Source organism: Symplocastrum torsivum, from assembly GCF_059505465.1.
Genome location: NZ_JCACKQ010000007.1, coordinates 37607 through 62050, shown reverse-complemented (window position 1 = coordinate 62050; position 24444 = coordinate 37607). Strand labels below are relative to the sequence as shown.

Sequence of the window (24444 nt, the reverse complement as noted above, 5' to 3'; positions counted from 1 at the left end):
TTGACAGGCTTTCCGGCTTGTCCCACAAGAAAATGTATTTGTACAATTGGAATTCTCCCCTTCCTACTTCCCTACCTCCCTATTGTTTCGGTTCTGGCTTTACCTGAGAAAAAACCCTATAAGAACGAATATCATCACCTGCCTCACCTACCTCCTCCTTATGTCGCTCAGTTTCAACGCTTACCAAGTTGTAGCGAATATTCTCAGCATAAACAGTCAAAGTAATTTTTAAGACTTCTAGGAAGCTAATTAACCACTGACATTCTGATTCTGATTCATCCTCATAATATTGAATCAAATAACCAATGCAAGATTCTAAATGAATATAGCTGTTCTTACTAACTAAAATTATTTTAAGAAGAAGAATAGACAAGGTTAAAGATTTACCTTGAATTACTAATAAACTAAATATTTTAGAAGGTTTTCCCTTGGTTTGAGTTGTCAAGAGTTCAATGGTTCGATTGCAAGTCCTTAGAAGCAAATAAGAGTCCCATCCTTGGTTTTCATGCCTTTGATAAAGCGAATCTAAATGTTCTGAAATATAGATTTCCACTAATTCCACTAATTCACATTTTTTCAGAGAAAATACTAAATATTTAAGAAAGCTTTCTTTTAAGTTTTTATACCTAATCCCCACAACTTGTTTTCTAAAAATATTTGCAAAATTGATGTAACTAAACATTCCTCGCTTAGTTAGAATAGTCTGCATTAAACGCAGAACATCTGCACCTAAAACCGTTGGGTTTTGGTATCGTTTAATAGACGCGGCTACCTGGGGTGTATAAGCGGTGTACATCGCTAAGTCAAGCTTGAACTGCTCCTTTAACTGATGCGCTACTAGTTTGGCAGCTTCTCGTTGTTCTATTGGCTTGTTAGTATCTTGATACTGAGCAGTTAGGAGATAAGAAGCATAACGGTTACTCCAACGAGATTTTTCTCGACTAGTGTACTTGGAAACAAATAGATTGAGTTCTTGATAATCCTTGCTGTGAAAGAAATCCTTTAACCAGCGTCTTAGACGTTGCCGAGTTGGAGATAAGGCTTGATTTTTGGGTACTTCTGGTAATTGTGCAAAAAGTTGAATGAGTTGCTGTATTTGTTGATAATGTCTAGCAGCACTCCAGTTGTTGATTAAAATATAACATGATCGAATTATTGTACTATTAAAGATATCTCTTTGATTTAAGCTAATAATTGCATACAACGCATGATGAATGTCTACTGGAACTTTTTCAACTTGTGAAATAAATAAGTTATCAAAATGCTGCAAAAGCCAATCTGGTGATTTTTTTCTGACCTGGGACAAGAAAAAATTACATATAGTTTCTTGAGTTCCTAGAGGAAACCTTTCTTGTTTGCTAGAATTAGATTGAGAATCTTCCCTAAGCGTCTCTAGCTTTTGAGTATAAAAAGCCTTTATCTGATTACTATTTGTTTGGTGGTTAGAATTTTGAGTTCGCATTACCTTATACTATTTTCCGTAAAAGTAATATCAACAATTCATTCCCCTGCCTCAGCAAAGGAGAATCTATAGAAGTCGAGCTTCATATCTCCACCTAAAACATCTACCAATAATAAATAAGGAACCAAGAAATTTACTCAAAAACTTCCACATTCAACTAAATTACTTGGATTTCTACTACATCTCCTCTGGCTAAAGGAGTGTACTATTAGTAACATTAATCCTTAGCAATACAGCAAAAATAAGTCAACTAAGGAATTAGCAACTCAAAAAATTTCACCATTACTATCAGGCGCGTCAGAGTGTAGAACTTCTATCGCTGGTATTCTTTCAATCTTCAATCGTAAATATTAGTAATATTTCTTTAGCAAAAGAAAAGGTTCAGTCAGGGAACCACTGCTCATCCAGGCTTTGAAGGTTTGTGAGCAACAAATAATGCAAGAATATCATATCCTGTCACTAACGCTTAGAGTTTTAAAATTCTCAACATAACCCTGTGACTCTTATCACTGCTGTAATCGCACTTTATTGCTCAAGCATTCTGCAATGTAGTAGTTAGCGGTCAGCTATCAGCAGTTAAAAGAACGTTGCGCTAACGCGATCGCACCCGTATCCCCAAAGATTGCCTATGCCAACTTCCAAAGGTACAAAAGCTAGAATGTGAGCGCTAACACTTGATAAATGAGCTTTCTCCACAAACTAAACTCATGAAAAAGATATTATTCGCAACCTCTGTTTGTCTTTTCCTTACCGGAGGCACACTTAAGCCTGCCGCTGCACCTGTCAGCGCCCAAACGCCGTTTGTAATGGCACAAACTAACAATTCCAAAACTAGCCCTGCTACGCCAACTCAACAAATAGAAATTCTTAGCACAGGGGCAGAACCCAGACAGGAACTGCGTTTTACACCACCCGCTAACACCAAGCAAACGGTTAACATCACTACAACAATGGACGCAGCAAGCTCGGTAGGGGGTCAAGCTGTACCCAAGTTCAAAATTCCGACAAGTGTGATGAAGATGGATGTTACAGTCACTCAGGTCGATCCGAATGGGGATATTCACTTACAGTTCGCCTACACCGACGCTGATGTTGTCGCTGATAGCGCTGTCCCACCAGAACTACTTGAGAGTATGCGATCGACAATCCAGCAGCTAGTCGGTCTTAATGGCACTTACATTACTGATAATCGAGGACAAGTCAAATCAGGCAACTTTGATCTCCCAGAGGGAAGTGACCCAATCACCGAACAATTATTTGAGCAATTATCAAATTCCCTCGATCAATTTTCTTCGCCAGTTCCCGCTGAAGCGATCGGGAAAGGGGCAAAATGGCGGGTTACCTCATCACTTAACTTATCAGGAATTAACCTATCCCAGAGTACGATTTATGAGTTGGTGGATCTACAAGATAATGTCGCGACGATTAACGTCACCCTAGAACAGAACGCCAATACTCAAAACCTGACTCTACCAGGGACACCCGCCGGTGCAGACTTTACCTTAAAATCCCTTACCTCTCAAGGTCAAGGACAGATGATCATGCCATTGAATGCAGCTATGCCGACTCGCTCTAATGTGTCGATTAGTTCCAATAATGAGATGAGCATTAAAGATCCAAATAGCAAGACAGAAACGACATTAACAACACAATTATCGATGCAGATGGCTCTGGAATCTCAGTTCCAAGAGTAACTAGCTGCTCTCTCATTTACCTTGAATGGCACCAACTTAAGAAAAATGACGCTCAGATAAGAGGATTCAGATAGCCAGTTTACGTTTGAGAACGGCACGAGGCTGCTGCACCAACTATAAACTTGGGCGTAAGCTTCTTGCGTCTTGATTTGACCTTGCCACAGTAGCTAAGCGAAGTGGCATCTAAGTGGGTGGGAAATTTGTCGATAGAGATAGTAGAGTTAAGTCTATATTTACAAATATTCATAGACTTATAGAATTGTGTATATTTTACTTAAGATAGCTTTACCTTTATAATATTTCTAACAATTTGGAGCGGAAAAAATAATCGAGAGTCAAAACTCGTGATGCTCCCGCTCCTGAAGAAAGTCTGTTAGAGATTACAGGTATCGATTATGAGCAATAGCGCTACTGCCAAAGCCAACAACTCCAGTAGTACGAGTAGTCGTAGGAGTAAAAAGAGTCAGGAAGTAAACCTTAAAAGCCCAGTAGCTGTAGATAGTGTAGAAACTTCACAAAAGCCAAGTGTAAACGCGAGTAACGGAGCACAAGTTATTGCCATGCCAGTCCCAGCAAATTTACAAGAAGCTGCTATACAGACATCCTCTCAGCCTGCTTTAACAACTCCTCTACCGGGCAACCGCCCCATTGATTCTAGTAATATTCAGGTTCTTGGAACAATTTCAGCGATGGGAGAGCGCCCAATCGTTGCTAGCAATATTAAGGTATGGGATACAATTACCCTCTCCGGAGAGCGTCCAATCGCTACCAGTAGTCTTCAACTTTCCGAGACAGCAATGATCATCGGAAACCGTCCAATCGCTTCAAATTACCTTGATGGTGCTGAAGATATCATGGGTTATTTAGATTAAATTCAACTAACTTAAATTAATCAGCGTGCTTGTTCCACTAGCATCTTGCTTTGTTGTCAAAACTTTTTCTCTTTGGAGATAAGCAAGATAGCACCCAAGTAGAGTTACAGGCACGCTTAATTGTTTGTGTAATTTTAAGTCATTGTAAGCTTATCTCCCTCTCGATCTGTAAGTAGAATTTATAAGTTTTGTAAAGCTTGAAGAGGCAACTGTCACAGACTTGTTAATGTTACGCTTCATCACGGAAAGCTAATTGTTGCTTGGCAAATCTGCGCTTTTAGGAAGAAGAGAGGCTGCTGACTAATACTTCTATGGATGGACGAAGAGGTAAAGAATTTCAGATAAATTCGATACATAAGGTAAACAAAGTTGCAAAACTTTTTGCCCGCATTTTTCAAAATGTATCAAATTTAAAGAATAGGGAGAAAAACATGAGTACTGAAGATAGAGCAAAAGCTACAGGTAAAAACCTTGAAGGCAAGGCTCAAGAAGCTTTAGGTAATATTACTGGTGACCCTGAAGATAAGGCAGAAGGTAAAGCTAAGCAGGCTGAAAGCCAAGCCCGTCATGCCGCTGAAGACTTAAAAGACAAAGCCAAAGAAGCACTTGAATAGTTGTATTACTAGCTAATGTCGGAGGGTCTAGATAGTTTTTCAATTATCTAGACCCTCTTCTTCTTTGGCTTGGGTAATAGGAAAATACTGAAGTTTCAGGAGGCTGCTGTAAATTTCACTCCAAAAGCTTGTCAATTCTTTACAGCTTTGCCTCTTTTTTAGTGCTTGCCAATACTAAAGTATTCAGTAAGCGTGGGATAAAAGAAGAAAAGCTTTCAACCAGCTTTAGTTAAATAGTTCGCTTTTAATCACACTTTTTTCAAAAAAATTAAAATGTACACAGAGATAAAAATCATGACGAAGGACGAACCCTATAACCGCCAAATCACTCAAGATTTGGCGGGTGGCGATATAGACCCTTTGGAGGAACTGGTTTCAGCAGTTCCAGAACAGGATTATCAAAATCTTGATGATTTTACTCAGTGTTCTTCAGCAAATGAACAACAGCAAGCGTCTGGAGATTCTCTACACCCAAATCATATTCCTTCCCGTGAGATGGAGCCAGAACTTAAAAAGGCGATCGCACAAATTAAGTCGGACGAACGCCATGATGTTGCCCGTGAATTTCTCAAGCAACTAAAAGGAATAGGGATAAGCGATCGCGATTTAGAAGAGCAACTGAAATTATCTAGCAGCCATGCCAATCACATGAATGGGAATGACGTTAGCCAACTTGCAGTGTTCACCTATGACAATCATCCGGAAATTTTTCAGAACGTGGTATCTGAAAAACCTGTAATTGTCAAATTTCTCAGTAATTCTCTCGTGGGAGCGATTTTAGGTGCAATTGCTGCCAAGTGGTTGGGAAACCGTAGATACTAAGCTCTTGTGCATCTCGCATCACCTATTTAACTAATCGGTGTTAGGGAAAAGCTGAAGGGTGAAAGGTTAAAGGGGAAAAGGTTTTTCCCTTGCCCTTTAACCCTTTGCCCAGACTGCATAATACAAATTAAATGCGTGACCGCTTAAGCAAGCCCCTCAAACTTACAGCTTGCGTGGTAATGCAAGACACATCTAGGGACACACTCTACAGTGCCCCTATTTTTCGTGACTGATGCCCTTAAAGCAATTGTGAAGTTCAGGACAATTTTGTGTGAATTTTTACAGAAATTCTTGCCGTTCTCCGAAAAGAGGAAAAAACTAGAATTTATTAGGAGATTGCACCAAGATAACTTAGATTAGCTAATTTCAATATTAATAAGGGACGTTAGGAATGGCACTTACATTTATCGGTCAGTCAAGTTTTGACTCAACAACAACGTTTGACGGAACCACAGTCGGTGGGTTATCCGGGATTACCTACGATGCAGCAAATAACGTTTACTACGCCATCTCCGATAGCCGCAACAATGGTAATGGTCCCGTCCGCTTCTACTCCCTCACAGTTGACCTAAGTACTTTAAGTGCAGGTACTCCACAAGCGGTTAATTTCACAGATGTAACATTCCTAGCCAACCCAAACGGTACTCCCTTTGCTGCCAATGTTTCTGATACAGAGGGCATCGCCGTCACCAATGGCGGCAATGTTTTCATCTCGTCAGAAGGTGTTTTTGGTTCGCCAATCGCTCAGCCATTTGTGAATCAATTTAACGTAGACACAGGACTACAAAATCAGACACTGGCTCTTCCTGAGAAGTTTACCGCCTCAGCCGACACAACATTTGGGATTCGGGATAATCGAGGGTTTGAAGGTCTAACGATTACCCCTGACCAACAATTTCTCTTTGCAGCAACAGAAAATGCTCTCGAACAGGATGGTACGGCTTCAACATTCAATGCTGGTAGTGCTTGCCGCATCTTGAGCTACGACCTGACGACAAATTCAGCAGGAGCCGAATATCTTTACAACACTGACAACGCTACTGGCATTTCTGAAATCCTAGCGATAGATGAAAACACACTGCTCGTGATGGAGCGCTCTGTCGTCAACGTTTTACCTAGCTTAAAGCTGTATCAGGTGTCTTTAGAGGGTGCAACAGATATTAGTGCTTTTGACGATATTGGTAATGCACCTGGCATTATACCTGTAGAGAAAACCTTAGTTGCTAATTTACTTTCTCCAGAATTCTCGTCTTTAGGTTTTACCCCTGACAATTTTGAAGGGATGACCTTTGGCCCAACGTTGCCTGATGGAACGCGATCGCTTATTTTAATGAGCGACAATAGTTTCGGTCAGTTTGAAGCGTTTGGTAGCCTCACCCGGTTTGCCGCTTTTGAATGGGATACTAATCCCTTGCTGTCTTCTGTTAGCACCACTCTGCCAGCAGGTGAAGCAAATCTAACTTTAACGGGAACCGATAATATCAATGGCATAGGCAATGAACTCGACAACATTATCGCCGGGAATGATGCCAACAATACACTAATAGGTAAGTCTGGAAGTGATACGCTCTTAGGGAATGAAGGTAGCGATCGCATAGTTGGTGGTTTAGATAACGATCTCCTAACTGGCGGCGATGGGGCGGATCGTTTCTTCCGTTGGTACAGCACAACCGGAGTAGACACCATCACTGATTTCCAAGTGACTGAGGATAAACTCTGTTTCTCTGCTAGTGGTTTTGGGGGTGAACTCACTGCTGGTGCGGTGCTAGGTTCTGAGCAATTTACCTTTGGTTCAGCTGCTGGGGATGCAAGCACTCGCTTTATTTATGACAGCAACAGTGGTGCCCTCTTCTTTGATGTAGATGGTACAGGCGCAATTGAACAAGTACAGGTAGCAACCTTATCTGCGGGACTTGACATGGGCTACACTAACATCTTCATTTTTGCCTAGAACACTAATAGTTGTTGGTTGTTAGTGAGTTGGGATTTATAGAGCGGTTTTCACTTGGATGAGGTACGACGGGAGGTGTGTGAAAACTAGAGAGAGCAAGGAAAACAAAAAAGCTGATAGCTGACCGCTTTCTGCTACAGCTAAATTAGCAATCCTAACTTAGGACTTACTCACCTTAGTTTCAAAGTGAGTAAGCCTTCGTTTGCTAAATGCCTAAGCGTTGATAAATCTCATCTAAGTGCTTCAAGTGGTGTTGCGGGTCAAAACACGCCTCAATTTCTTCTGGCGTTAACTGACTAGTCACACGAGCATCTTTGGCAATGAGAGCGTGAAAATCACCTTCTGGTTTATTCCAAGCTTCATGGGCGCAAGATTGCACGATGCTGTACGCTTCTTCGCGGTTCATTCCCTTTCCCACCAGAGTGAGTAGCACCCGTTGGCTGAAGACAACGCCACCATAGAGATTCATATTCCGCTTCATGTTTTCTGGATAAACCAACAGGTTTTTCACCAAATCGGTGATTTCTACCAACATGAAGTGAGTCAAGATGCAAACATCTGGTAAGATGACTCGTTCAACAGAACTGTGAGAAATATCTCGCTCGTGCCAAAGAGCAACATTTTCTAACGCAGCAACAGCGTGTCCCCGTAGGATTCGCGCCATCCCGGTGAGTCGTTCTGAACGAATCGGGTTGCGCTTGTGAGGCATTGCTGAGGAGCCTTTTTGTCCTTTGGAGAAGAATTCTTCGACCTCTAGGACATCAGTTCTTTGCAGGTTGCGAATTTCAACAGCAAAGCGTTCAATTGTTGCTCCTAAAAGGGCAAACTGCTGTACATAATCAGCATGGCGATCGCGTGAAATTACCTGTGTTGAAGCCGTATCCGGTCGCAGCCCCAATTTCTGACAAGCGATCGCTTCAATTTTCGGGTCAATGTTGGCGTAGGTTCCTACTGCGCCCGATATTTTCCCAACCGCAATTTGTTGCTGGAGACGCACAAGGCGATCGCGATTCCGACACACTTCTGCTAACCAACCTGCCAACTTAAAACCAAAGGTTATCGGTTCAGCGTGAATTCCATGAGAACGACCAATCATCACCGTATCGCGATGCTTCTGGGCTTGGAAGCGAATCGCTTGACTAAGTTGCTCCAATCGTTCCAGGATAATGTCTAAACTTGCGACAAGTTGCAGAGCAAGAGCAGTATCCAAAACATCGGAACTTGTCAAACCCAAGTGGATGTAACGACCCGCATCGCCGACATACTCATTAACATTCGTAAGAAAGGCGATCATATCGTGGCGGACTTCCGCCTCAATTTCTAGCACCCGCTTGGGGTCAAAGTTCGCTTTCTGTTTAATTTCCTCAACTGCCGCCTCTGGAATTTCACCCAGTTCGGCTTGTGCCTCGCAAACGGCAATTTCTACCTGAAGCCAGGTTTTGAGCTTGTAGGTTTCCGTCCACAATTCGCCCATTTCGGGCAGGGTGTAGCGCTCGATCACTGCCTGTGTCGCAGAATACAACCGTCATATTGTACAACTCACTGTCAGTCTAAGTTCGACATCAGCGATCGCTTTTGAAGAACAGCCCTTAACTCTCCACGCTAACTAGCAGCTTAGGGTAGTGATTTCCGCCGAATTGGATAAAAGTCCCATGTTGTGAACTTCTATCATAGAGATAGACTAGCAAAAGTACTCATCCAAATTCGTGAATGTTCGACTTCAACGCATTATCTGAGTTTTCACGCGCTAACTGTATCGCCATTTGTGCATTTTTGGTTCCTGCCAATTTGCTCTTTACGATACGGACGGTAGTTTTCACAGGACTACACCGCCCTCAAGCTCAGGTGCGCCAAGCGGCTGTACTTGCCTGTATCCCGGCTTTGGTGATGGTACTGCATGTCTGGACTTGGTTAATGATTGGAGTAGTCATGGCTCCGACTTACATCCTGTTTTGGCTGGCAAGTACCTGTGTATGTCTTAATGTTTGGGCGATCGCACATCCCAAAAGTATGGCTAGTTTACTCAAAGCTGTACTTCTTCGGTTGCAAAAACATCTGAGTTTGGCACTTATCAACAGGTAGAAGTATAAATTCTTCCTGCTTTTTCTTCATACTCCTGATATAGCGAATGAGGATGCCAAAGAAGGCTGTAGGTCGGGTTAACGCCTCATGGATTCCTTAAACTTGATAGAACGTAGGAGTTGAGATGCATCCTCGCTCAACCCTTTTACCCGTTACCATCATTGCATTCTGTCAATTGTGCGGTACTGAATTGCTTCTGCAACGTGATGTGTTTTGAGTTCATCATCTCCTGCCAAATCAGCAATGGTACGCGCTACTTTCAGAATGCGATCGCTTGCTCTGGCAGATAGCCCCAATTTGCGAATTGCTCCTTCGAGCAAGTTCCGAGAGGTATCATCCAGTTGGCACCAAAGGCGTAGGTGATTACTCTGCATCTGGGCATTGCAACGAACCACTGAATCATTCTTGAACCGAGTTCGGGCGCGATCGCGTGCAGCTTGTACTCGTTCTCGCACAGGTGCCGACTCCTCCCCCGTTGGTTGTCGCGTAATCTCCTCCGGCTTCAAGCGATTCACCGCCACTTGCAGATCGATCCGATCCATCAAGGGACCTGAAAGCTTTGCCCAATATTGCTCTCTAGCCCTAGGTGAACAGGTGCAGCCTTGAATCGTATCGCCAAAATAGCCGCACGGACAAGGATTAGTACTGGCGACTAGGGTAAATTGAGCAGGAAATAGCACCGATTGACGGGTGCGGGAAATGGTGACGTGACCATCTTCTAGAGGTTGACGCAAGAACTCTAGTACATCACGTTTAAACTCTGTCAATTCGTCGGCAATTTTTATATAGCTTTTTTTTATAACTCCCTTGTAGTCTTGACTTGAATTGCGTAGCATTCAAATGAACGATAGCAGACCTGAAAGATTTTTGAATCTGTCAGTACTCAAGTTCCACCTACTAGTTTGTAATACTTAAGTACTTTACAAATTCGCTATAGTATGCAATGAACACGAATTACATATTTACCATATAATTGCTTTTCTGCCAAGGTGTAAGTCCAAGTAGATTTGTTGCTAGCAATAACTGACAAAGCCAAGACTTCTCTAAACGGAACCCCTCAGCCACATCTTGGTCATTTGATAGAGTTTTATCTAACTCGTACTAAGCGACCGCAACTGGGAACCGCTTCACTAGATTGGGCGGGTCATGGCACTCCCTACAGCAATTCGGGTGAGCCATGACAATTAATCAAAGGGAGCGCCAAGCCCTCCGCTGTCGCCGCCCAATCTTTCCCAGTAGCTAGTTAATGGTTGAGGCAAGGGTTAGATGGCTTGATGTAACTGCCCATGCTTCGCGTCAAGCGAATATTCCTACTCCATTAAGAATGCGCTCTGTGCTGCCTAGGATTCAATCTAAGCGGGGTCAGTTAGGGTTGGTGGCAGATACATCTATGAAGTTAGGGAACTGAGCAGTGCGTTGGGTTAGAGCGCACGTAGATTGGCTCGTTCTCTAAAGCGTTCAAGGACATGGCTAAAGAGTTTGATGTCCCCTTTGTGTGTCTGGCTTAAATCAATCGAAGTGTTGAGGGTCACACTAACAAGCGACCAACTATAACAGATATCAAGGGCAGTAGTGCATCAAGCAGGATATGGATTTATGTCTGCTCCTTTACCAAGATGAGTACTACAACTCAGACACGCCCAAAAAAGAAATCATGGAGGTGGCTGTTGCCAAGAACCGTAACAGTCCTACAGGGGTCTGTAAGGTGCTGTTTAACCCTTCGCTAGGACAGTTCCGCAACTTGATTGCTCATGATTCCTAATTGGCGTAGTCCTTAATGCTTTGTAGGGTGCAGCATTGTCTAGTTTGCGCTGACTAGGTAATTACTTCAGGAATTAGTAGCTGAGCCACAAGAGTTGATAGGTGAGGATGACTTAGGAGAAGTGGATGAAAGCCATCTCTACTTTGGTTTGTCAACGAAAAGAGAAAAAGTATAGGCTTAATAGTTAATCTGGTACCAAATTTCCGATGAAAGCATGTCAGTTTTGCAAGCAACGAATCGTAGGTTGGGTTAAGCGTTATCGAAGACCAACAGAAAAAACGAGAGTGTTGGGTTAAGGTATCAACCTAACCTAGAAAGGTGACCTACTTCGATGTCCTACTGCATTATTTTGTAAGAGTGTGATGACTAAAAAACTGAAAGTCGATTTTTATCAAATAGAATTACCAACTACATCTAATGTATCTTTTGAAGCCCTCTTGCAAAAAGCTATCCAAATACAAGAGCAAGCTCGTATTAAAATCATTCGTAGTTTTCCAATTAGATTACAGTCACTAGATTGTAATGATTTCAATGGTGAACAATTTTTTGAAGGAGAAATAATTCGCATACGTATGGAGGATGCTCCTGTTATAGCGAATCTCAAGGGAGGTCTTGAGGATATTCATCTCACAGATGACCAAGGAATTGGTGAGCAAACAGCGTTTCTATACCATCCAAAGACACGAATTTTACTAATTCATACTACGCAAACTGGAGTTTCGATTTCTCTTTTATTAGGATATTTTAAAGAAATTGGAGGTTTCAATGAACTCATTTATGGCAATGCAGTTATTCAATTAGATACTATGCAAAAGCTTGATACTATGCAATATTTTCGTAGGTTTGAAGTTCGTGTAGCGGGGCTTGAAAACGCTGAAGTTTTTAAAGATCAGAATCGCAGTATTGAAGAAATGGTTAAGCTTTCGGAAGAGTTTCGTGCGCCTGTTTTAGATATTAGTATGTCCATAGGATATAAAAAAAATAAATCCTTAGATCCCAATATTATTAAAAGTACGGTAAATTCATTAAGAAGTATGTTGGGCAGCAGGCATAAACAAATTAGCAAAATAAAAGTCTCTGGCGTTACTGAGGATGGAGAGTTGGTCTTGCTTGATTTTATTAAAGATAGAATGATTGAAGTTGTGGATATTAGTACTCAGAAGAATCAACGTAAGATTCCGTACTCTACTCGTCAACGAGCTATTCGCGAGGCTTGGAATCATCGTCAAGATGAATTACTCAAGATGTACTGCCCTCCAAAGCCTAGTCAGAACTTCTGAGTATGAGTGAAAAGAGTTTAATTACTCTGTAGTATGAAAAAGTTGCAGTTATAAGACAAAGCAGCCAAAAGCTAATTATCCAAGGATGCCAAACTTCTTTTTGATTGAAATTAACGATTAAGCCAAAAGCACTGCTGATTGCTAATGTAAAAGACCAATGTATAGCAGTCATAAAATAATCAATTAGTTTGTCGTAATAACCTCCGGATTTTAGTTGCTGAATTACTCGTTTGTTACCTATTGAAAGTAGTATTGATTGTGAAGTACCCAGAAAGCCAACTGTTATAGCGCAGATGTTTATTGCTGCGGAAAAGAGGTCTCTTATTGCGTTAGGAAGTGAATAGCTTTTCAGGAAGAGAAGGTAGATAAGTGCGGCTATGAAACCGAATATTATTGGATGCCATCTTTCTGCTAAAGCTTTTCTACTTCCTGTTAAGCTTCTTCTGCCTGTACTCATAATCCACCCACCCTTGCAGTTACAGTTAGCCAAAGCTACTAGTACCGCTACGCGGAAGTCATAAAGTCAAAAACCTTACAAAAGGAAGCTTTTCGTCTATTTTGCATGGTAGCTTTATTTCCACCGCACTGTACTAGAAAATATTTTCTCTAAGTTCTTTAATTTTTTTGTAAACTCAAAAAAGTACATGTGTACTATAACGCGCTATCTATATTGTACTATATATACAGTTGGTATCAAATTCTATTTACAGTAGCTTTACATAGAATCTACAAAACTTTGTAAGGTGCTGTTCAATCCTTCAGTAGAACAGTTCCATAACTTGTCATAACTTGGTTGTTTAGATTGCTACCAATTGCTGTAAAAATTGTAGAATTTTTGGCTCTTTACAAGATCAAAAAACTAATTCAATTGGTATCCAGCTAATGTATTCATATCGGAATTGAGTTAAAGGAATAATGAATTAGGTTGTAATCATTTTTAAAGTGAAGCTCTAACAATGTAGCATTAGCAAGTAGTTACAATATCTATTTATTTTTATCAGAAATCTGAGGATATTTCTCTTCTGCTTTTTCAACCCTAGTTTTATCCCACTCCTCTACTGTTGGTCTATACAACCAATGTTCTAACTTAGATTCATCAATATATCCTCTTAGTTCAGAATCAACCCAAATATGAAGCCGCTCAATGCATCCTATCTCTTTAGCAGCAGCTTCAATATATTCCCATTGCTGAATAAAGTTTTCCGCCCAGGACTTCTTAGTCATAATAGAACGAGCAAATTCTAAACCTGCTGCTAACATCCTTTTTCCATTAGTGCCACGAGCATTGATAGGTTCCCAAAAAATCACCTCTGGATTAAAACACATAATTTTCTCCAAGTGCTTCCTGAAAGCATCTAAAGTCATGCTGGGAGGAGTGGGAGCAATTGCAACATATAGCCGACATCCAGCTTCGTAACCTACAAGCATTGCTTTGTAACGTTCAGTAGGTAGAGGTGCAGAAGGTTCAATCTTACGAGAGAGTTCATCGTCTAAAAACGGTAGGCTCATACCAACTATTACATTGGGGCGATTAAGAGTCTCAATATCATTTACCCATAAAGGACTACGGGTGAGAATTCTAACTCTTTTGTTAGACTGTGAGAGAGCTTCAACAGCTCCACGAGTGACGCTTGCTGTTTGCTTGTTTTGGTAAGGATCAGTACCAGAACAAAGTAAAACTACACCTTTCCCTTCTGGTGTTTCACGCCAAGATTTTTTACGTGAGAGAATTTTCTCTAGTAAAGCTGGTATTTCTTCACGGACAAAAATATACTGTCCCCAATCTAGTTGTGGGTCAGTTACTCCTTTTTCTTTCAGTTGTGCTTGACGAGTCCGAATTGCGGGAGTTGAAGGTACATAACAGAAAGTACATCCATGCAAACACCCTGATGCAACATTTATCACGTAATCACATAATCCCTTTTTATTAAGCGCACTTTCTTGAAGAGGATTAACAATTTTTTCGGTGCCTTTTATGATAGACATTGTATCAAGTTACTCAATGTGAAGATTATAACTAATTATTAGGTAAAGGAAAATTCAATGGGTAAGAAAGAAGAGATTCTTTGGAGTGCTGATGGAACCCTTTTACTCGAACTGCAACCTCACACTAGAGCAAAACATCAACTACTAGCTGAATATATTAGAAACTGGATAGATACTCTTTGCTCCAATAATAGATGGCGTGAATCAAAAGTAACTTTAGTAGACGGCTTTTGTGGCGGTGGTTTATACAGAGATGGCAATAGTTTTTGGGAAGGCTCTCCCATCAAGATGATAAGAATGCTTGAAGAAGGATACAGAATGGTTAGAGAGGAAAGATCTAAACCTTACTATCACCTTCATTTTAAATTTATCTTTATAGATAAACAGAAAGAACACATAGATTGCTTAAGAAAGCAAATTATAGATGCAGGTCTAGGTCACTATTTAGACTCTGATAGATGCCAATTGATATGTAAAGAATTTGAAAAAGCAGTTGATGAATGTATTTCTCAAGCGAAAGGAGGACATTCTTTCTTCTTATTAGACCCATGTGGCATAGATGATGTAAGCATGAGTAGTATTAGAAAAATTATTGATCTTGGTAATTCAGAAATTCTTTGGACATATATGATTAAACATCTTTTGAGGTTGCTACCTCAAAGTAAAATAAATGATAAGGAAATAAAAAGAAGAGTTATACAAGATATTCTAGAAGCAGAAATGTATTATGACTATAAGCATTATAAGCAGCTCGAAAGCACTAAAAATATAACGGCTGCTCAACAGTATCTTAAAAATCAGTCTCTTCAGTTAATCAGAAACCAGGGAAGAATTAAGTACTTGTACCCTTTTGCACTAATGAAGGATAAAAATACAGTTTTATACTATTTAGTTCATTTAGCTAATGACCCAAAAGCAATAGAAGTGATGAAATATAGTACTTGGAAATATAATAATTTAGAGTACCGATATCACTATGATTGCTATGGTGTAGGATTTAGAACCCTTGAGTACTATGAAGAGAATTCAAAATTCTGTGATGTTGATGAGACTAATCTCAATATATGTCTTGAAGATTTGAGTAAAAAAATCTTACCTTTGATAGGTAATAGTGAAGATGGCTTAACACTTTCCGAAATTCAGGATAGAATTATTGAAGCTACTCCGGCGACATCTGAGCATTTAATTTTCTTGATTAATGAATTAAAAAAATTTAATGAAGTTGAAGTTATTAAGACCAACGGAAAGGATTTTAAAGGTTATAACATTGCTCCGAAATATCTAATTAGGAAGCCATGGCAGAGGACTTTATTTGATCTCAGATCAATCATTAGATAGTGACTGAGAAGTGTGAGTAGTAACGGTGCCATGCTCTCCATGTATTCCACTGAGCTGCCAATCTCCGATTTTTATACAGATTTCTATGACAAAGCTCCCTGGAAGCGCTTTGAGTATGGCACTCCGTCCAAGTCATTGGCAGATTGGGGTTGGGTGCAGCATATTCTGGCTTCGCTGAATGACCAGGGACGGGCGGGGGTTGTGTTAGATACGCAGGCGGTGTCCCGTGGTTCGAGTGTATGTTGTAACTATTCAATGTAATAGTATCAATAGCAATTTTTAAGAGGAGCTTTAGATGTCTGACGAGAACCTTATAGGGCTAGCAGCACTGATTGAGCAGGTAAAGCAGGAATTACTCGCGCCCTCCCTTGAAGGTGAGTCTGACATCCCTCTGTTGAGTGTGGATGAGGTGGAACTCGAACTCCAAGTAACGGTTAAGAAGGAAGGCAAGGGAGGAATAAAAATTTATGTTCTAGAGTTAGGTGGGGGAGGTAGTCGGGATGATGTACAAAAAGTGAAGGTTAAGCTTTCTCCTATTGTTAGCAAAGAAACTCTTTTGGGTCTGTACAAAAAACGCCATCCGGAACGCTTGAACGAACTGGTGGATACCAGTATTGAAGGAATCTTTAAAGGTGGTAGCGAGAACTTAAGCGAAGAGTTTTGAGCGCTGTAACCAACAAACTCATGGAACTATTTGAGTTATATCTCTCACCCATTGATGCTACTCGGTTCAAAGTCATCATAACTCAATCGCCAGCGGGTGAGGGGGAAGTGGAGTCAGCGCTACCGTTCTGTGACGGTTCTCAAGATTGGCGAATCACTCTGATCAAAACACTCGAAAGTGCCAGCTTCCGTTCGGAGAGCTTCGCCGGGGAAGGAGAAAAGGAGTGGATGGTCAAGGCTGAGATTTTGGCGGCTGACCGGACAACTTTCCATTTCGATTATCAAGCCAGGATTGGTAAAGCACTCTATCAAGCCCTGTTTCCCTCCGGTTCAAAGGTCGAGAGAGCGTTACATTCCTCACTGCGTCAAGCCGAAGAAAAAAACACCCAATTGCTCGTGCAGTTAAAGTTAGAAGCTGATGCAGTGCAGCGCTCCCGCCTATCCGATTACCCGTGGGAACTGCTGCATGATGGGCAGCGATTTTTATTACATCACCAGCTCGGTTTTTCTCGATACATTGCTCACGATACTGCACCACCTTCCTTATCCCCTTCTGAACAAGTCAATGTGCTGTTGGTGTCATCGGCAGCGTTTGACTCACAAATGGGACTCAAACGGCTCTCGAAACAGGAACAACAAGCGATTGGTAAAGGACTGGACAAGGCAAGCGATGCCGAACATATTTGTCTGAGGGAACTGGAATATCCCACCTTCAATGAACTAAGAACTTATCTCACCGAAAACCGAGGCAAGGAAGCACCCCATATTGTACACTTTGACGGACATGGTTTGTATGGCAAGCGCTGTCAGCAGTGCGGTGCCATGCATAAGGGAATCAAGGTAGAACGCTGTAAAAAAGAAGCTTGTCTTGCTCCATTGCCTGAGCCTCAAGGATATCTGGTGTTTGAGGATGAGGAGGGTGAAGCTGATTATATCAGTGCCAGAGAATTGGGAACACTGCTACACCAGATCCGTTTGAGCGACGGTACTCATCAAACTGGTGGAGTGGCTTTGGTGGTACTGAGTGCCTGTCAATCAGGTATGGCAGTAGATGGGGAATCAGTCTTTAATGGCACAGCGCAAAACTTAATTGGTCACTGCGTCCCGGCAGTGGTGGCGATGCAATACTCGGTCAGTGTCGAGGCAGCGACTTCGTTTGCCGAACAATTTTATCGGTCTTTGGGGCAAAAAGATTCTCTTAGTATAGCTGTCAACCAGGGACGAGAGGCGATGGGGACAGACGGCAATCAGTGGTATCGTCCGGTTCTCTACTTGCGCTGGCGAGACAATGAAGGTGGACAGCTCTTTTCCGCCTCAAGGTCGCCTTTCCCTATTGGTATTTTGTCGCAACACAATAGTCAGACCCAAATCAGTAACTTCACTGTACAACAGTCGTTCAAGACTGCTGCTTACTCTTATGAAAAGGGATTTACACTACCCAGTTATGGTGCAACTAAACAGGTTGCTCTCAAGAAAATATTCATTCAGTACATCAACCCGGAAATTTTGTCACTTTATGGTGTACTTCAAAATATCAGTAACTCTAAAATTTGTGAACAAGCATTAAGAATAACAAAGTATGCTCTTTTATTTTCAGATGATATTATCATTATGCCAGCGTCATATCTTTTTGAGAGTCCGTTCATCTATAAATTTCTTGAAAAACTCCAACCGCTGATAGCAGATGGTATATTGCATTTTGCAAGTCCCACTTCAAGCTGGCAGGAGTATCTAGACACCAAGCTAATAGAGTATCGTGATGAATTGTCACTGTATTCCAATTCCCAGAATCGAAAAGTTGCTGCTGGAATAAAAAAACTAAATCCACAATGGATTCCTAGAATCCAACGTTCTTCTGCACAAGACATAAGTAGCGCATGGAAAAAGGAGTTATATAAAGATACAGGAATATGGAAAAAAATTTTAGATAAAACAATACAAAAACATGGCTCAATCCCTCAAAAGTTAGATTTGGCTATTGACAATGTTCCGGAACGTTTAGATGGTAAAGCTTTTATTTATAAGTACGCTGTATCGCTTCTACCCGTGACATTTGAAGCTTCAGAGAATACCCAAATAGGAATGTTAATATCTCGCTCTTACTTAGAAAGCTATTTAGAAGAGTTTGATGCGATTATGTTTACTAATACGCCTTTAGGACAGTTAGATTGTGGCTTACAACAGTTTAGTACTGAAGGGAAACTTCGCACAATCTCCCTCCGTGCATTATTCTCATTCTTAAAGTCGATAAGGATTCAACAGTATATTGATAACTCTCTGGAATGGGAGGAATTAATTGAACTACGAGAAAACTTCAAGTTCCGCTGGTTGAAAAAGCAAATTTTAGAAAATACATTATGCCCAAATCACCCCTTAGAAAGGGTTATTATCAAATCTAATTATAGGTTGGATGACAGACCTTTAAACCCAGACCCTTTACAAGCTATTGATGAAATTCTTGAGCAGCTAATAGTTACATTAGAACCTTTCCTAACTTAATTGAGTATGCAACATTTTATCTGTATTGCAGGAAATGTGGGAGCTGGAAAGACAAGTCTGACTAAACTTTTAGCTCAAAGAATGGGCTGGAAACCGCTATTTGAACCTGTAGACCATAATCCCTACTTAATCGAGTTTTATCAAAACATGACTCGATGGAGTTTTCATTCAAACGTAGCTTTCCTATCACATCATGCACGTCAGCATTCTGAATCGTTAAGGACTAATACTCCAATAGTACAAGACCGCAGTATTTATGAACACGCGGAAATTTTCGCATACAATGCCTACCGACAAGGTTACATGACTAGTCGCGACTGGAATTTATATTGTACTTTATATGAAACATTCAAGAGTCTGCTACCCATCCCAGATCTATTAGTTTACCTTAGAGCGTCTGTATCTACTTTGATAAAGCGCGTTGCTCAACGCGATCTTTCCTTTGATCGTGTTACTAGCGTTGAATATATATCTCAATTAAATGAGCTATACGAAAACTGGATATCAAGAGCTGTTTCCTGTAAAATATTAACTTTGAACACTGAGAATTTAGATTTTGTAAACAATCATGAACATCTTGAAGCAGCAATTAGCAATATATTGAGTGTACTTCCTTCTAAATCACTCGATTAATTGTTAGTGTTATTGTCGAACTAGCTTCAGCTTTTTTGTATTAATCTCGATATTGTACATCCTAGATTAGAGAGGTTAAGTAGATGCTAGTAACAGTTTATTGTTCTGGTAGTATTCAGAAAGGTTCAGCAGATACAGGGAAGATATGTTGGACTGATGTAGAACGAACTATGGTAGCAAGAGCGGCATTACCTATAGAAGTAAGATTTTTAAATCCTGATGACCCAGTAGCTGATCTGGGCAACGTTACTGCTGTTTTTGGGCGAGATATGTATCAAATACAGTTTGCCAACTTTGTCATAGTGGATGCAAGACAACGCAGAGGTCTTGGAATAGGTACAGAGATGGTTATCTCAAAAATTTTAAGTAAGCCATTGATTGCTGTTGTGCCACCGAATACGAACTATCGCAAAGATCAGCTTAGCTATCGTGGTTCAGAGGTCAGGGACTATATTCATCCGCATCTCAAAAGTCTTGCGGATGCAGTTGTTGATGATTTTGAATCAGCAGGCGTTTGGATAAAGAATTATTTGGCTACACCAACTTCATTGAAAACTACTTCAGTAGTTTTTGATGCAATTGAAACATATAAGGTAGAAATGCTACCTAATGATAAGCCTATGCAGGAAATAGTAAAAGAAATAAAGTTGAACAAATAGAATAAAAATAACATATTAAGACATTGATACAATTTGCCTCTTGAAGAGGACAAAGGAGGATGACATGCCCCAATCATGGCTAGAACAGGAGGGTAGTTACATGAGGCTAATTCAAATTGATGGTATAGACAAGGCGTATATTATAGAAAACGCTGCTCTTGAGAAAATACTTTTTAATCGAAATCTTATTGGACTCGAATTTACTCAAGCTTGTGAAAATGCAACTAGAGCATTCTTACTTCATTTAGAACCAGAGCTAAGTCCTATATTTAATAATATAGCTGAATTAATGATTCTGACGAAAGGTATATACTATTGGATGCATAATGCTTATGCAATGGCTTTCAATCGCAATCTTGAGATTAATTTTTCATCTACAAATCGTCTTGAAGTCTCTGGTGACTCAGCCCGTATTACAGTACACTCATCTAACTTTGATGTACCTGTTCCAAACTTAATTATCGGAGACACAATTGCATCGGGAGCAACCATTTGTGCTGTTCTTTCAGAGTATTTGAAATTCAATGAGCTGAAAAAAATTTTTGTTTTTACTATGGTAGGTAGTAAGCAAGGTGGGCAGGTAATTGCTCAGTTTTGTAAATCCCACAATATCGATTTGACATTAGGTTATGGTTTAGCCGCCTTTGGATTAGCAGATAATGGATTCGATCTATCATTTTTGCACCCTGACACGGTTACTAGCGTAGAGTACCAAGAGCGTGCGCGGAAAGTGTTTGAAGGAAAGCCTGTGTCTTCTGCTGGATGGGACTTTGGGACACAAGCTCAAGCTCTACGTAAGTATAGGATGCTTTGTTGGATTGAAGCTAAATATTGGGGATTAGAGGATAGTAATGTATTTCAGGAGAAAGAACCCCCTGTTGATAGGCATCTTGTGGAAAAAGAACGTGCAGCATATGAGGATATATATGGAGACATATTCTAAAATTTATAAGCTTATTAATTAAACTCTGTTTTCCTTTAGATATGTAAGAACTTTATTTAAAATGAATTCTTTATTATGAGAAGCGGGTATACGTAGAAGACTGTAATTTGACTCAAAACTTTGAATGACTGGCTTAACGTTACTATTGAACCAACTAATCCTAGAGCGAATTGATTGAATTTGAGTGTCGTCCAGCCTTTGGATTAAAGAGCCACCACACATTGAGCAAACACTAGAATTATTCTCAGACGGATTTCCACAACTAGAGCATATTACTCTTTTTTGTAATCTCTCTTTTATCAAAGTTTCACATGCATCTAACCAAACTCCAGTGATTGTTTGATAGCTGAAATCTAATTCTGAAAGTAAATTCTCTAAGTTCGTTAACTGTACTGCATCCCTAGGATATCCATCAAAGACAATATTTTTCAAAGACTTTCCTGCTAGCTCTTCTTTAATCAAACTAACAACCAAACTGTAAGGTGTAGAGGTTCCTTTAAGAATTACCTCCTTCGCTACTTTAGTGTTTTCATTATTTTGATTTTCCTCTAAAAGCTTTCTAAGTAAGCAACCAATACTTACTTGAGTGAAGTTAGTTTGGGCTGATAAGCTTTTAACGAGGCTACTTTTTCCTGAGCCAGGTAATCCTAGAACAAATAATGCTGCTTTTTTAGATGAAAACATAAGTTATTTCTATATATAGCCAGTCTAAATCATTGGCGAAATCCTACTCTTTACTGGACAAGGCATTCATACATTTGCGTTCACAATTCATTTAGGCGACTATACGAACTGTTAGTAGCTTGGTCTTGGTTATCATCACTTAAGTAAATCTAAAGTGAAAGCAACAGCTTCATAATTAGATGTTTGTAATTGAAAGCGATAAATCCCAGTAACGATTAATCACCATAACTGGTGTTGTCTTACTTGACAAGTACTAAATATGTAATCTTTGACAAAAGCGCCAAAGGCGTTGCCCAACACTTTCAGGAAAACGTCGAACCCTTGGGCTTCAAAGCCTTTCTCGTAGCAGTAGACCGGGTAGCCTGCGTCCAAGACACCTAAATAATCAAGAACTGCTCTCTGGTTCATCCTCTACCTCAACACCGTAGTCAGTGAACAGACGAGCGATAGATATGTCTAGCGCTTTAGCTAGCTTCTCAACGTTCTCCAGAGAGGGATTTCGCCCCCCTCTCTCAATGTCCGAAATGTAGGTTTGATGAAGCTCAGCTCGTTCGGCAAGTTCCTCTTGAGACAAATCCAATTCTCGCCGCCGCCGCCTGAGGGCTTTCCCAAAACGCTTGTTAATCTCTGATGTTTTTTTTTGACTCACCGCCTGATTTTCAGGAAGTGCCAGCCGTGAGTCCATAGACAATGAGTTTAGTTTTATTGACTATAAGTTATAAAATGAGGGCAATCTGATTTCATAACTCACTATGCCTGGTACTCCCTCTCAGATATCGCCATTTGCATTATCAGTGGCTTATCAGCAAGGACTCCATGACTTTGCAGTCACAGATCTACTTATTCACTTACAAAACTTCTCTAGTCCCGAATTCGATAGCCAGCCAATCACTCAACCTGAATTAGAGATGGTTGCTGCTTTGTTGGTTGAACAGTTAGCGAATAATCTCGATTCTCATTTAGTTGCTGCCTATCTCAAGGCAATTCGCCAAGGAAACGAGGAAGTAGTCCCTGAACCAATAGATTTGGAATATCCTCAATCTACTGACCTTCCTGCCAACTTCCCAACTGCTGCTCCTTCTCCTCGCTTCATCTATGGCGATTGCTTACGTCTGTGTCCTGTCACTATTGATGGTCAGACAGAAAGCGAGACTGATACGGGACGTTGCATTGGGCGATACTATGCTTATGCTCCCCATCATTGCCACTGGATGTGGAAATATGTAATTTGGCTTGATAAGGATTCACTAAGTGCTTCTTGGTGTGTCGCCACAACGGCTTGGGAGGATGAACTTGAACCTGTAAGCCAAGAGGAGCCAGCATGACAAATGGACGCTCTTTTGGGGCACACGAACAAGAATTGCTTCAACGCTTTGCCGAGCGTCGTCCCCTGGCACTAACACCTCAACAACTAGCACAGAAGTGGACGGGCATTAGTCGTAACGAAATTGCCTTCGTGTGCCAAACCGATATATCGCGTGTCAATCACTGGTTGAGCCGAGGGCGAAGCTATGAGAAACCACGTCCCTACTACTCTCAAACCCTGGCACTATTTGATATCTTCTTGGAGTTTCACGAACAGCTTCCAGAGAGCTTGAAGAGTCGATATTGCTAGCGCAGAGCAACCGACTCTGCCCATCATCAAAAAGTTCTAGCGGCGTAAGTGTTTCAAGAAAGTTTACAGATTCAAGTAGTACTCTTGTTAAATCCTGCCTAGCATTTGCTAGATTGGTAGGAATTTTTCGTGTTTTACCATGAACACAGCTCAGCTCGGTGTCCGTATTCCTTCCAACCTCAACGAACGCTTGAGTGCGTTTATCTCTCAAACGGGTATGTCTAAAACTGAGGTAGTCATCAATGCCTTAGCGTCTTACATGGGATGTTCTTCTGAGATTTCGTTAACAGAGCGAATGACTAGCCTTGAAGCGAAGATGGCAATGCTAGAAACGTTGTCAAGGGAAGTTGACTAAGTTGGCTGTGGAAAAAGGTTGACTTTTTTGAATCTTATTGAGGAACTTATATTAAATGACAGACCCAGTCACCCTATCAGCAACAGTGATTGCCACTTTAGCTTTTACTAAAGCACTTGAGAAAACCGTTGAAAAATTTACTGAAGGCGCACTCGCCAAGATGGACGAGTTACGCAAGAAGATTTGGAATAAGTTGCAGGGTAATCCTAGAGCGGAAAACGCACTTACCGCAGTTGAGCAAGGCAACAAGGAAGAACTCCAACGGTTAGCCGTGTACTTGCAGGATGCGATGGAAGATGACCCGCACTTTGGCAATGAGGTACGGGCGTTGGCTCAAGAAATTAATGCGGGTAAGCTGCAAGATAACAGCCAAATGACCCAAAGCAACTACGACAACGCTCGTGGTTGGCAAACCAAAGTGGACGGAGGAACTGCATACATTGGCGAGATTCACTTTAATCAACCACCAACTTGACTAGAGCCGCCCAAATCGGAACGGGCAAAGTCGAATCCGCAAAGTAAGAATAAGC

The 24444-nt window shown here is 40.9% G+C and carries 27 protein-coding genes and 1 pseudogene; 21 read left to right on the top strand and 7 right to left on the bottom strand.

Annotation, left to right across the window (positions count from 1 at the left end):
• Positions 1–79: 79 nt before the first annotated feature.
• On the bottom strand, positions 80–1462 hold the full coding sequence (locus tag AC5JL3_RS02055; protein ID WP_496072901.1) for a Sll1247 family protein: 1383 nt from the start codon (positions 1460–1462) through the stop codon (positions 80–82).
• A 707-nt stretch (positions 1463–2169) separates the two neighbouring features.
• Between AC5JL3_RS02055 and AC5JL3_RS02050 the strand changes: the two genes are divergently transcribed.
• The 5 genes from AC5JL3_RS02050 (at position 2170) to AC5JL3_RS02030 (ending at position 7415) form a co-directional block, all read left to right on the top strand.
• Positions 2170–3156, top strand: a complete 987-nt coding sequence (locus tag AC5JL3_RS02050; protein WP_496072900.1) for a DUF6263 family protein — start codon at positions 2170–2172, stop codon at positions 3154–3156.
• Positions 3157–3551: 395 nt separating this feature from the next.
• Positions 3552–4028, top strand: a complete 477-nt coding sequence (locus AC5JL3_RS02045) for a hypothetical protein (protein WP_496072899.1) — start codon at positions 3552–3554, stop codon at positions 4026–4028.
• A gap of 431 nt (positions 4029–4459) precedes the next feature.
• Complete coding sequence (locus AC5JL3_RS02040; RefSeq protein WP_496072943.1) at positions 4460–4642, top strand: CsbD family protein; 183 nt, start codon at positions 4460–4462, stop codon at positions 4640–4642.
• A 294-nt stretch (positions 4643–4936) separates the two neighbouring features.
• On the top strand, positions 4937–5464 hold the full coding sequence (locus tag AC5JL3_RS02035; RefSeq protein WP_496072898.1) for a hypothetical protein: 528 nt from the start codon (positions 4937–4939) through the stop codon (positions 5462–5464).
• Positions 5465–5855: 391 nt separating this feature from the next.
• A complete protein-coding gene (locus tag AC5JL3_RS02030) occupies positions 5856–7415 on the top strand; it encodes an esterase-like activity of phytase family protein (protein WP_496072897.1) in 1560 nt (519 codons plus the stop codon).
• 205 nt (positions 7416–7620) lie between these two features.
• Here the strand turns inward: AC5JL3_RS02030 and purB are convergent, their stop codons facing one another.
• Entirely contained in the window at positions 7621–8916 is a 1296-nt protein-coding gene (purB, locus tag AC5JL3_RS02025; protein ID WP_496072942.1) for an adenylosuccinate lyase, read from the bottom strand.
• Positions 8917–9125: 209 nt separating this feature from the next.
• Between purB and AC5JL3_RS02020 the strand changes: the two genes are divergently transcribed.
• A complete protein-coding gene (locus tag AC5JL3_RS02020; RefSeq protein WP_496072896.1) occupies positions 9126–9497 on the top strand; it encodes a hypothetical protein in 372 nt (123 codons plus the stop codon).
• Between the two features lie 158 nt (positions 9498–9655).
• Here AC5JL3_RS02020 and AC5JL3_RS02015 read toward each other — a convergent pair.
• Positions 9656–10282: pseudogene (locus AC5JL3_RS02015) on the bottom strand (ATP-binding protein); the annotation flags it as partial.
• Positions 10283–10507: 225 nt separating this feature from the next.
• On the opposite strand from AC5JL3_RS02015, the gene AC5JL3_RS02010 reads away from it, so the two are divergent.
• The 3 genes from AC5JL3_RS02010 to AC5JL3_RS02000 all read left to right on the top strand — a co-directional run bounded on the left by AC5JL3_RS02010 (position 10508) and on the right by AC5JL3_RS02000 (position 12539).
• A complete protein-coding gene (locus AC5JL3_RS02010) occupies positions 10508–10678 on the top strand; it encodes a hypothetical protein (RefSeq protein WP_496072895.1) in 171 nt (56 codons plus the stop codon).
• Between the two features lie 407 nt (positions 10679–11085).
• Complete coding sequence (locus AC5JL3_RS02005) at positions 11086–11259, top strand: DnaB-like helicase C-terminal domain-containing protein (protein ID WP_496072894.1); 174 nt, start codon at positions 11086–11088, stop codon at positions 11257–11259.
• 362 nt (positions 11260–11621) lie between these two features.
• The gene (locus AC5JL3_RS02000; protein WP_496072893.1) at positions 11622–12539 is read left to right on the top strand and encodes a DUF6731 family protein; all 918 of its coding nucleotides are present in this window, start codon (positions 11622–11624) and stop codon (positions 12537–12539) included.
• Here AC5JL3_RS02000 and AC5JL3_RS01995 read toward each other — a convergent pair.
• Both AC5JL3_RS01995 and AC5JL3_RS01990 read right to left on the bottom strand, forming a co-directional pair.
• On the bottom strand, positions 12523–12996 hold the full coding sequence (locus AC5JL3_RS01995; RefSeq protein ID WP_496072892.1) for a hypothetical protein: 474 nt from the start codon (positions 12994–12996) through the stop codon (positions 12523–12525). The two genes, AC5JL3_RS02000 and AC5JL3_RS01995, sit on opposite strands and share 17 nt — an antisense overlap.
• A gap of 527 nt (positions 12997–13523) precedes the next feature.
• A complete protein-coding gene (locus tag AC5JL3_RS01990; protein WP_496072891.1) occupies positions 13524–14525 on the bottom strand; it encodes an SPL family radical SAM protein in 1002 nt (333 codons plus the stop codon).
• Positions 14526–14582: 57 nt separating this feature from the next.
• On the opposite strand from AC5JL3_RS01990, the gene tcmP reads away from it, so the two are divergent.
• The 7 genes from tcmP to AC5JL3_RS01955 all read left to right on the top strand — a co-directional run bounded on the left by tcmP (position 14583) and on the right by AC5JL3_RS01955 (position 21260).
• The gene (gene tcmP, locus AC5JL3_RS01985; RefSeq protein WP_496072890.1) at positions 14583–15863 is read left to right on the top strand and encodes a three-Cys-motif partner protein TcmP; all 1281 of its coding nucleotides are present in this window, start codon (positions 14583–14585) and stop codon (positions 15861–15863) included.
• A gap of 30 nt (positions 15864–15893) precedes the next feature.
• Positions 15894–16124, top strand: coding sequence for an N-6 DNA methylase (locus tag AC5JL3_RS01980; RefSeq protein WP_496072889.1), 231 nt, complete (start codon positions 15894–15896; stop codon positions 16122–16124).
• A 34-nt stretch (positions 16125–16158) separates the two neighbouring features.
• Positions 16159–16527 (top strand): trypco2 family protein, encoded by a 369-nt coding sequence (locus AC5JL3_RS01975; protein WP_496072888.1) that lies wholly within the window; start codon positions 16159–16161, stop codon positions 16525–16527.
• 20 nt (positions 16528–16547) lie between these two features.
• The gene (locus AC5JL3_RS01970) at positions 16548–19025 is read left to right on the top strand and encodes a CHAT domain-containing protein (RefSeq protein ID WP_496072887.1); all 2478 of its coding nucleotides are present in this window, start codon (positions 16548–16550) and stop codon (positions 19023–19025) included.
• Between the two features lie 6 nt (positions 19026–19031).
• The gene (locus tag AC5JL3_RS01965) at positions 19032–19658 is read left to right on the top strand and encodes a deoxynucleoside kinase (protein ID WP_496072886.1); all 627 of its coding nucleotides are present in this window, start codon (positions 19032–19034) and stop codon (positions 19656–19658) included.
• Between the two features lie 83 nt (positions 19659–19741).
• Entirely contained in the window at positions 19742–20317 is a 576-nt protein-coding gene (locus AC5JL3_RS01960) for a hypothetical protein (RefSeq protein ID WP_496072885.1), read from the top strand.
• Positions 20318–20417: 100 nt separating this feature from the next.
• Positions 20418–21260, top strand: a complete 843-nt coding sequence (locus AC5JL3_RS01955; RefSeq protein ID WP_496072884.1) for a hypothetical protein — start codon at positions 20418–20420, stop codon at positions 21258–21260.
• Between the two features lie 18 nt (positions 21261–21278).
• On the opposite strand, the gene AC5JL3_RS01950 is transcribed toward AC5JL3_RS01955, so the two are convergent.
• Positions 21279–21944 carry a nucleoside monophosphate kinase gene (locus AC5JL3_RS01950; protein ID WP_496072883.1) on the bottom strand — a complete coding sequence of 222 codons (666 nt, stop codon included), beginning with the start codon at positions 21942–21944 and terminating at the stop codon, positions 21279–21281.
• A gap of 234 nt (positions 21945–22178) precedes the next feature.
• Between AC5JL3_RS01950 and AC5JL3_RS01945 the strand changes: the two genes are divergently transcribed.
• Complete coding sequence (locus AC5JL3_RS01945) at positions 22179–22325, top strand: hypothetical protein (protein ID WP_496072882.1); 147 nt, start codon at positions 22179–22181, stop codon at positions 22323–22325.
• 4 nt (positions 22326–22329) lie between these two features.
• Here the strand turns inward: AC5JL3_RS01945 and AC5JL3_RS01940 are convergent, their stop codons facing one another.
• The gene (locus tag AC5JL3_RS01940) at positions 22330–22629 is read right to left on the bottom strand and encodes a helix-turn-helix domain-containing protein (protein ID WP_496072941.1); all 300 of its coding nucleotides are present in this window, start codon (positions 22627–22629) and stop codon (positions 22330–22332) included.
• A gap of 67 nt (positions 22630–22696) precedes the next feature.
• On the opposite strand from AC5JL3_RS01940, the gene AC5JL3_RS01935 reads away from it, so the two are divergent.
• From AC5JL3_RS01935 to AC5JL3_RS01920, 4 genes are all read left to right on the top strand, one after another.
• The gene (locus AC5JL3_RS01935; protein ID WP_496072881.1) at positions 22697–23269 is read left to right on the top strand and encodes a hypothetical protein; all 573 of its coding nucleotides are present in this window, start codon (positions 22697–22699) and stop codon (positions 23267–23269) included.
• Positions 23266–23559: a hypothetical protein gene (locus tag AC5JL3_RS01930; RefSeq protein WP_496072880.1), complete on the top strand. Its 294-nt coding sequence runs from the start codon at positions 23266–23268 to the stop codon at positions 23557–23559. Before AC5JL3_RS01935 ends, AC5JL3_RS01930 begins: the two co-directional genes overlap by 4 nt.
• 139 nt (positions 23560–23698) lie before the next feature.
• The gene (locus AC5JL3_RS01925) at positions 23699–23914 is read left to right on the top strand and encodes a hypothetical protein (RefSeq protein WP_496072879.1); all 216 of its coding nucleotides are present in this window, start codon (positions 23699–23701) and stop codon (positions 23912–23914) included.
• Between the two features lie 55 nt (positions 23915–23969).
• Positions 23970–24389 (top strand): hypothetical protein, encoded by a 420-nt coding sequence (locus AC5JL3_RS01920; RefSeq protein ID WP_496072878.1) that lies wholly within the window; start codon positions 23970–23972, stop codon positions 24387–24389.
• Positions 24390–24444: the final 55 nt, after the last annotated feature.

Excerpts from the sequence above, each read along its gene's own strand:
- AC5JL3_RS02055 (WP_496072901.1), bottom strand. The coding sequence starts at position 1,462 with ATGCGAACTCAAAATTCTAACCACCAAACAAATAGTAATCAGATAAAG.
- AC5JL3_RS02050 (WP_496072900.1), top strand. The coding sequence starts at position 2,170 with ATGAAAAAGATATTATTCGCAACCTCTGTTTGTCTTTTCCTTACCGGA.
- AC5JL3_RS02045 (WP_496072899.1), top strand. The coding sequence starts at position 3,552 with ATGAGCAATAGCGCTACTGCCAAAGCCAACAACTCCAGTAGTACGAGT.
- AC5JL3_RS02040 (WP_496072943.1), top strand. The coding sequence starts at position 4,460 with ATGAGTACTGAAGATAGAGCAAAAGCTACAGGTAAAAACCTTGAAGGC.
- AC5JL3_RS02035 (WP_496072898.1), top strand. The coding sequence starts at position 4,937 with ATGACGAAGGACGAACCCTATAACCGCCAAATCACTCAAGATTTGGCG.
- AC5JL3_RS02030 (WP_496072897.1), top strand. The coding sequence starts at position 5,856 with ATGGCACTTACATTTATCGGTCAGTCAAGTTTTGACTCAACAACAACG.
- AC5JL3_RS02020 (WP_496072896.1), top strand. The coding sequence starts at position 9,126 with ATGTTCGACTTCAACGCATTATCTGAGTTTTCACGCGCTAACTGTATC.
- AC5JL3_RS02005 (WP_496072894.1), top strand. The coding sequence starts at position 11,086 with ATGGATTTATGTCTGCTCCTTTACCAAGATGAGTACTACAACTCAGAC.
- AC5JL3_RS02000 (WP_496072893.1), top strand. The coding sequence starts at position 11,622 with ATGACTAAAAAACTGAAAGTCGATTTTTATCAAATAGAATTACCAACT.
- AC5JL3_RS01995 (WP_496072892.1), bottom strand. The coding sequence starts at position 12,996 with ATGAGTACAGGCAGAAGAAGCTTAACAGGAAGTAGAAAAGCTTTAGCA.
- AC5JL3_RS01990 (WP_496072891.1), bottom strand. The coding sequence starts at position 14,525 with ATGTCTATCATAAAAGGCACCGAAAAAATTGTTAATCCTCTTCAAGAA.
- tcmP (WP_496072890.1), top strand. The coding sequence starts at position 14,583 with ATGGGTAAGAAAGAAGAGATTCTTTGGAGTGCTGATGGAACCCTTTTA.
- AC5JL3_RS01980 (WP_496072889.1), top strand. The coding sequence starts at position 15,894 with ATGCTCTCCATGTATTCCACTGAGCTGCCAATCTCCGATTTTTATACA.
- AC5JL3_RS01975 (WP_496072888.1), top strand. The coding sequence starts at position 16,159 with ATGTCTGACGAGAACCTTATAGGGCTAGCAGCACTGATTGAGCAGGTA.
- AC5JL3_RS01970 (WP_496072887.1), top strand. The coding sequence starts at position 16,548 with ATGGAACTATTTGAGTTATATCTCTCACCCATTGATGCTACTCGGTTC.
- AC5JL3_RS01965 (WP_496072886.1), top strand. The coding sequence starts at position 19,032 with ATGCAACATTTTATCTGTATTGCAGGAAATGTGGGAGCTGGAAAGACA.
- AC5JL3_RS01960 (WP_496072885.1), top strand. The coding sequence starts at position 19,742 with ATGCTAGTAACAGTTTATTGTTCTGGTAGTATTCAGAAAGGTTCAGCA.
- AC5JL3_RS01955 (WP_496072884.1), top strand. The coding sequence starts at position 20,418 with ATGAGGCTAATTCAAATTGATGGTATAGACAAGGCGTATATTATAGAA.
- AC5JL3_RS01950 (WP_496072883.1), bottom strand. The coding sequence starts at position 21,944 with ATGTTTTCATCTAAAAAAGCAGCATTATTTGTTCTAGGATTACCTGGC.
- AC5JL3_RS01940 (WP_496072941.1), bottom strand. The coding sequence starts at position 22,629 with ATGGACTCACGGCTGGCACTTCCTGAAAATCAGGCGGTGAGTCAAAAA.
- AC5JL3_RS01935 (WP_496072881.1), top strand. The coding sequence starts at position 22,697 with ATGCCTGGTACTCCCTCTCAGATATCGCCATTTGCATTATCAGTGGCT.
- AC5JL3_RS01930 (WP_496072880.1), top strand. The coding sequence starts at position 23,266 with ATGACAAATGGACGCTCTTTTGGGGCACACGAACAAGAATTGCTTCAA.
- AC5JL3_RS01925 (WP_496072879.1), top strand. The coding sequence starts at position 23,699 with ATGAACACAGCTCAGCTCGGTGTCCGTATTCCTTCCAACCTCAACGAA.
- AC5JL3_RS01920 (WP_496072878.1), top strand. The coding sequence starts at position 23,970 with ATGACAGACCCAGTCACCCTATCAGCAACAGTGATTGCCACTTTAGCT.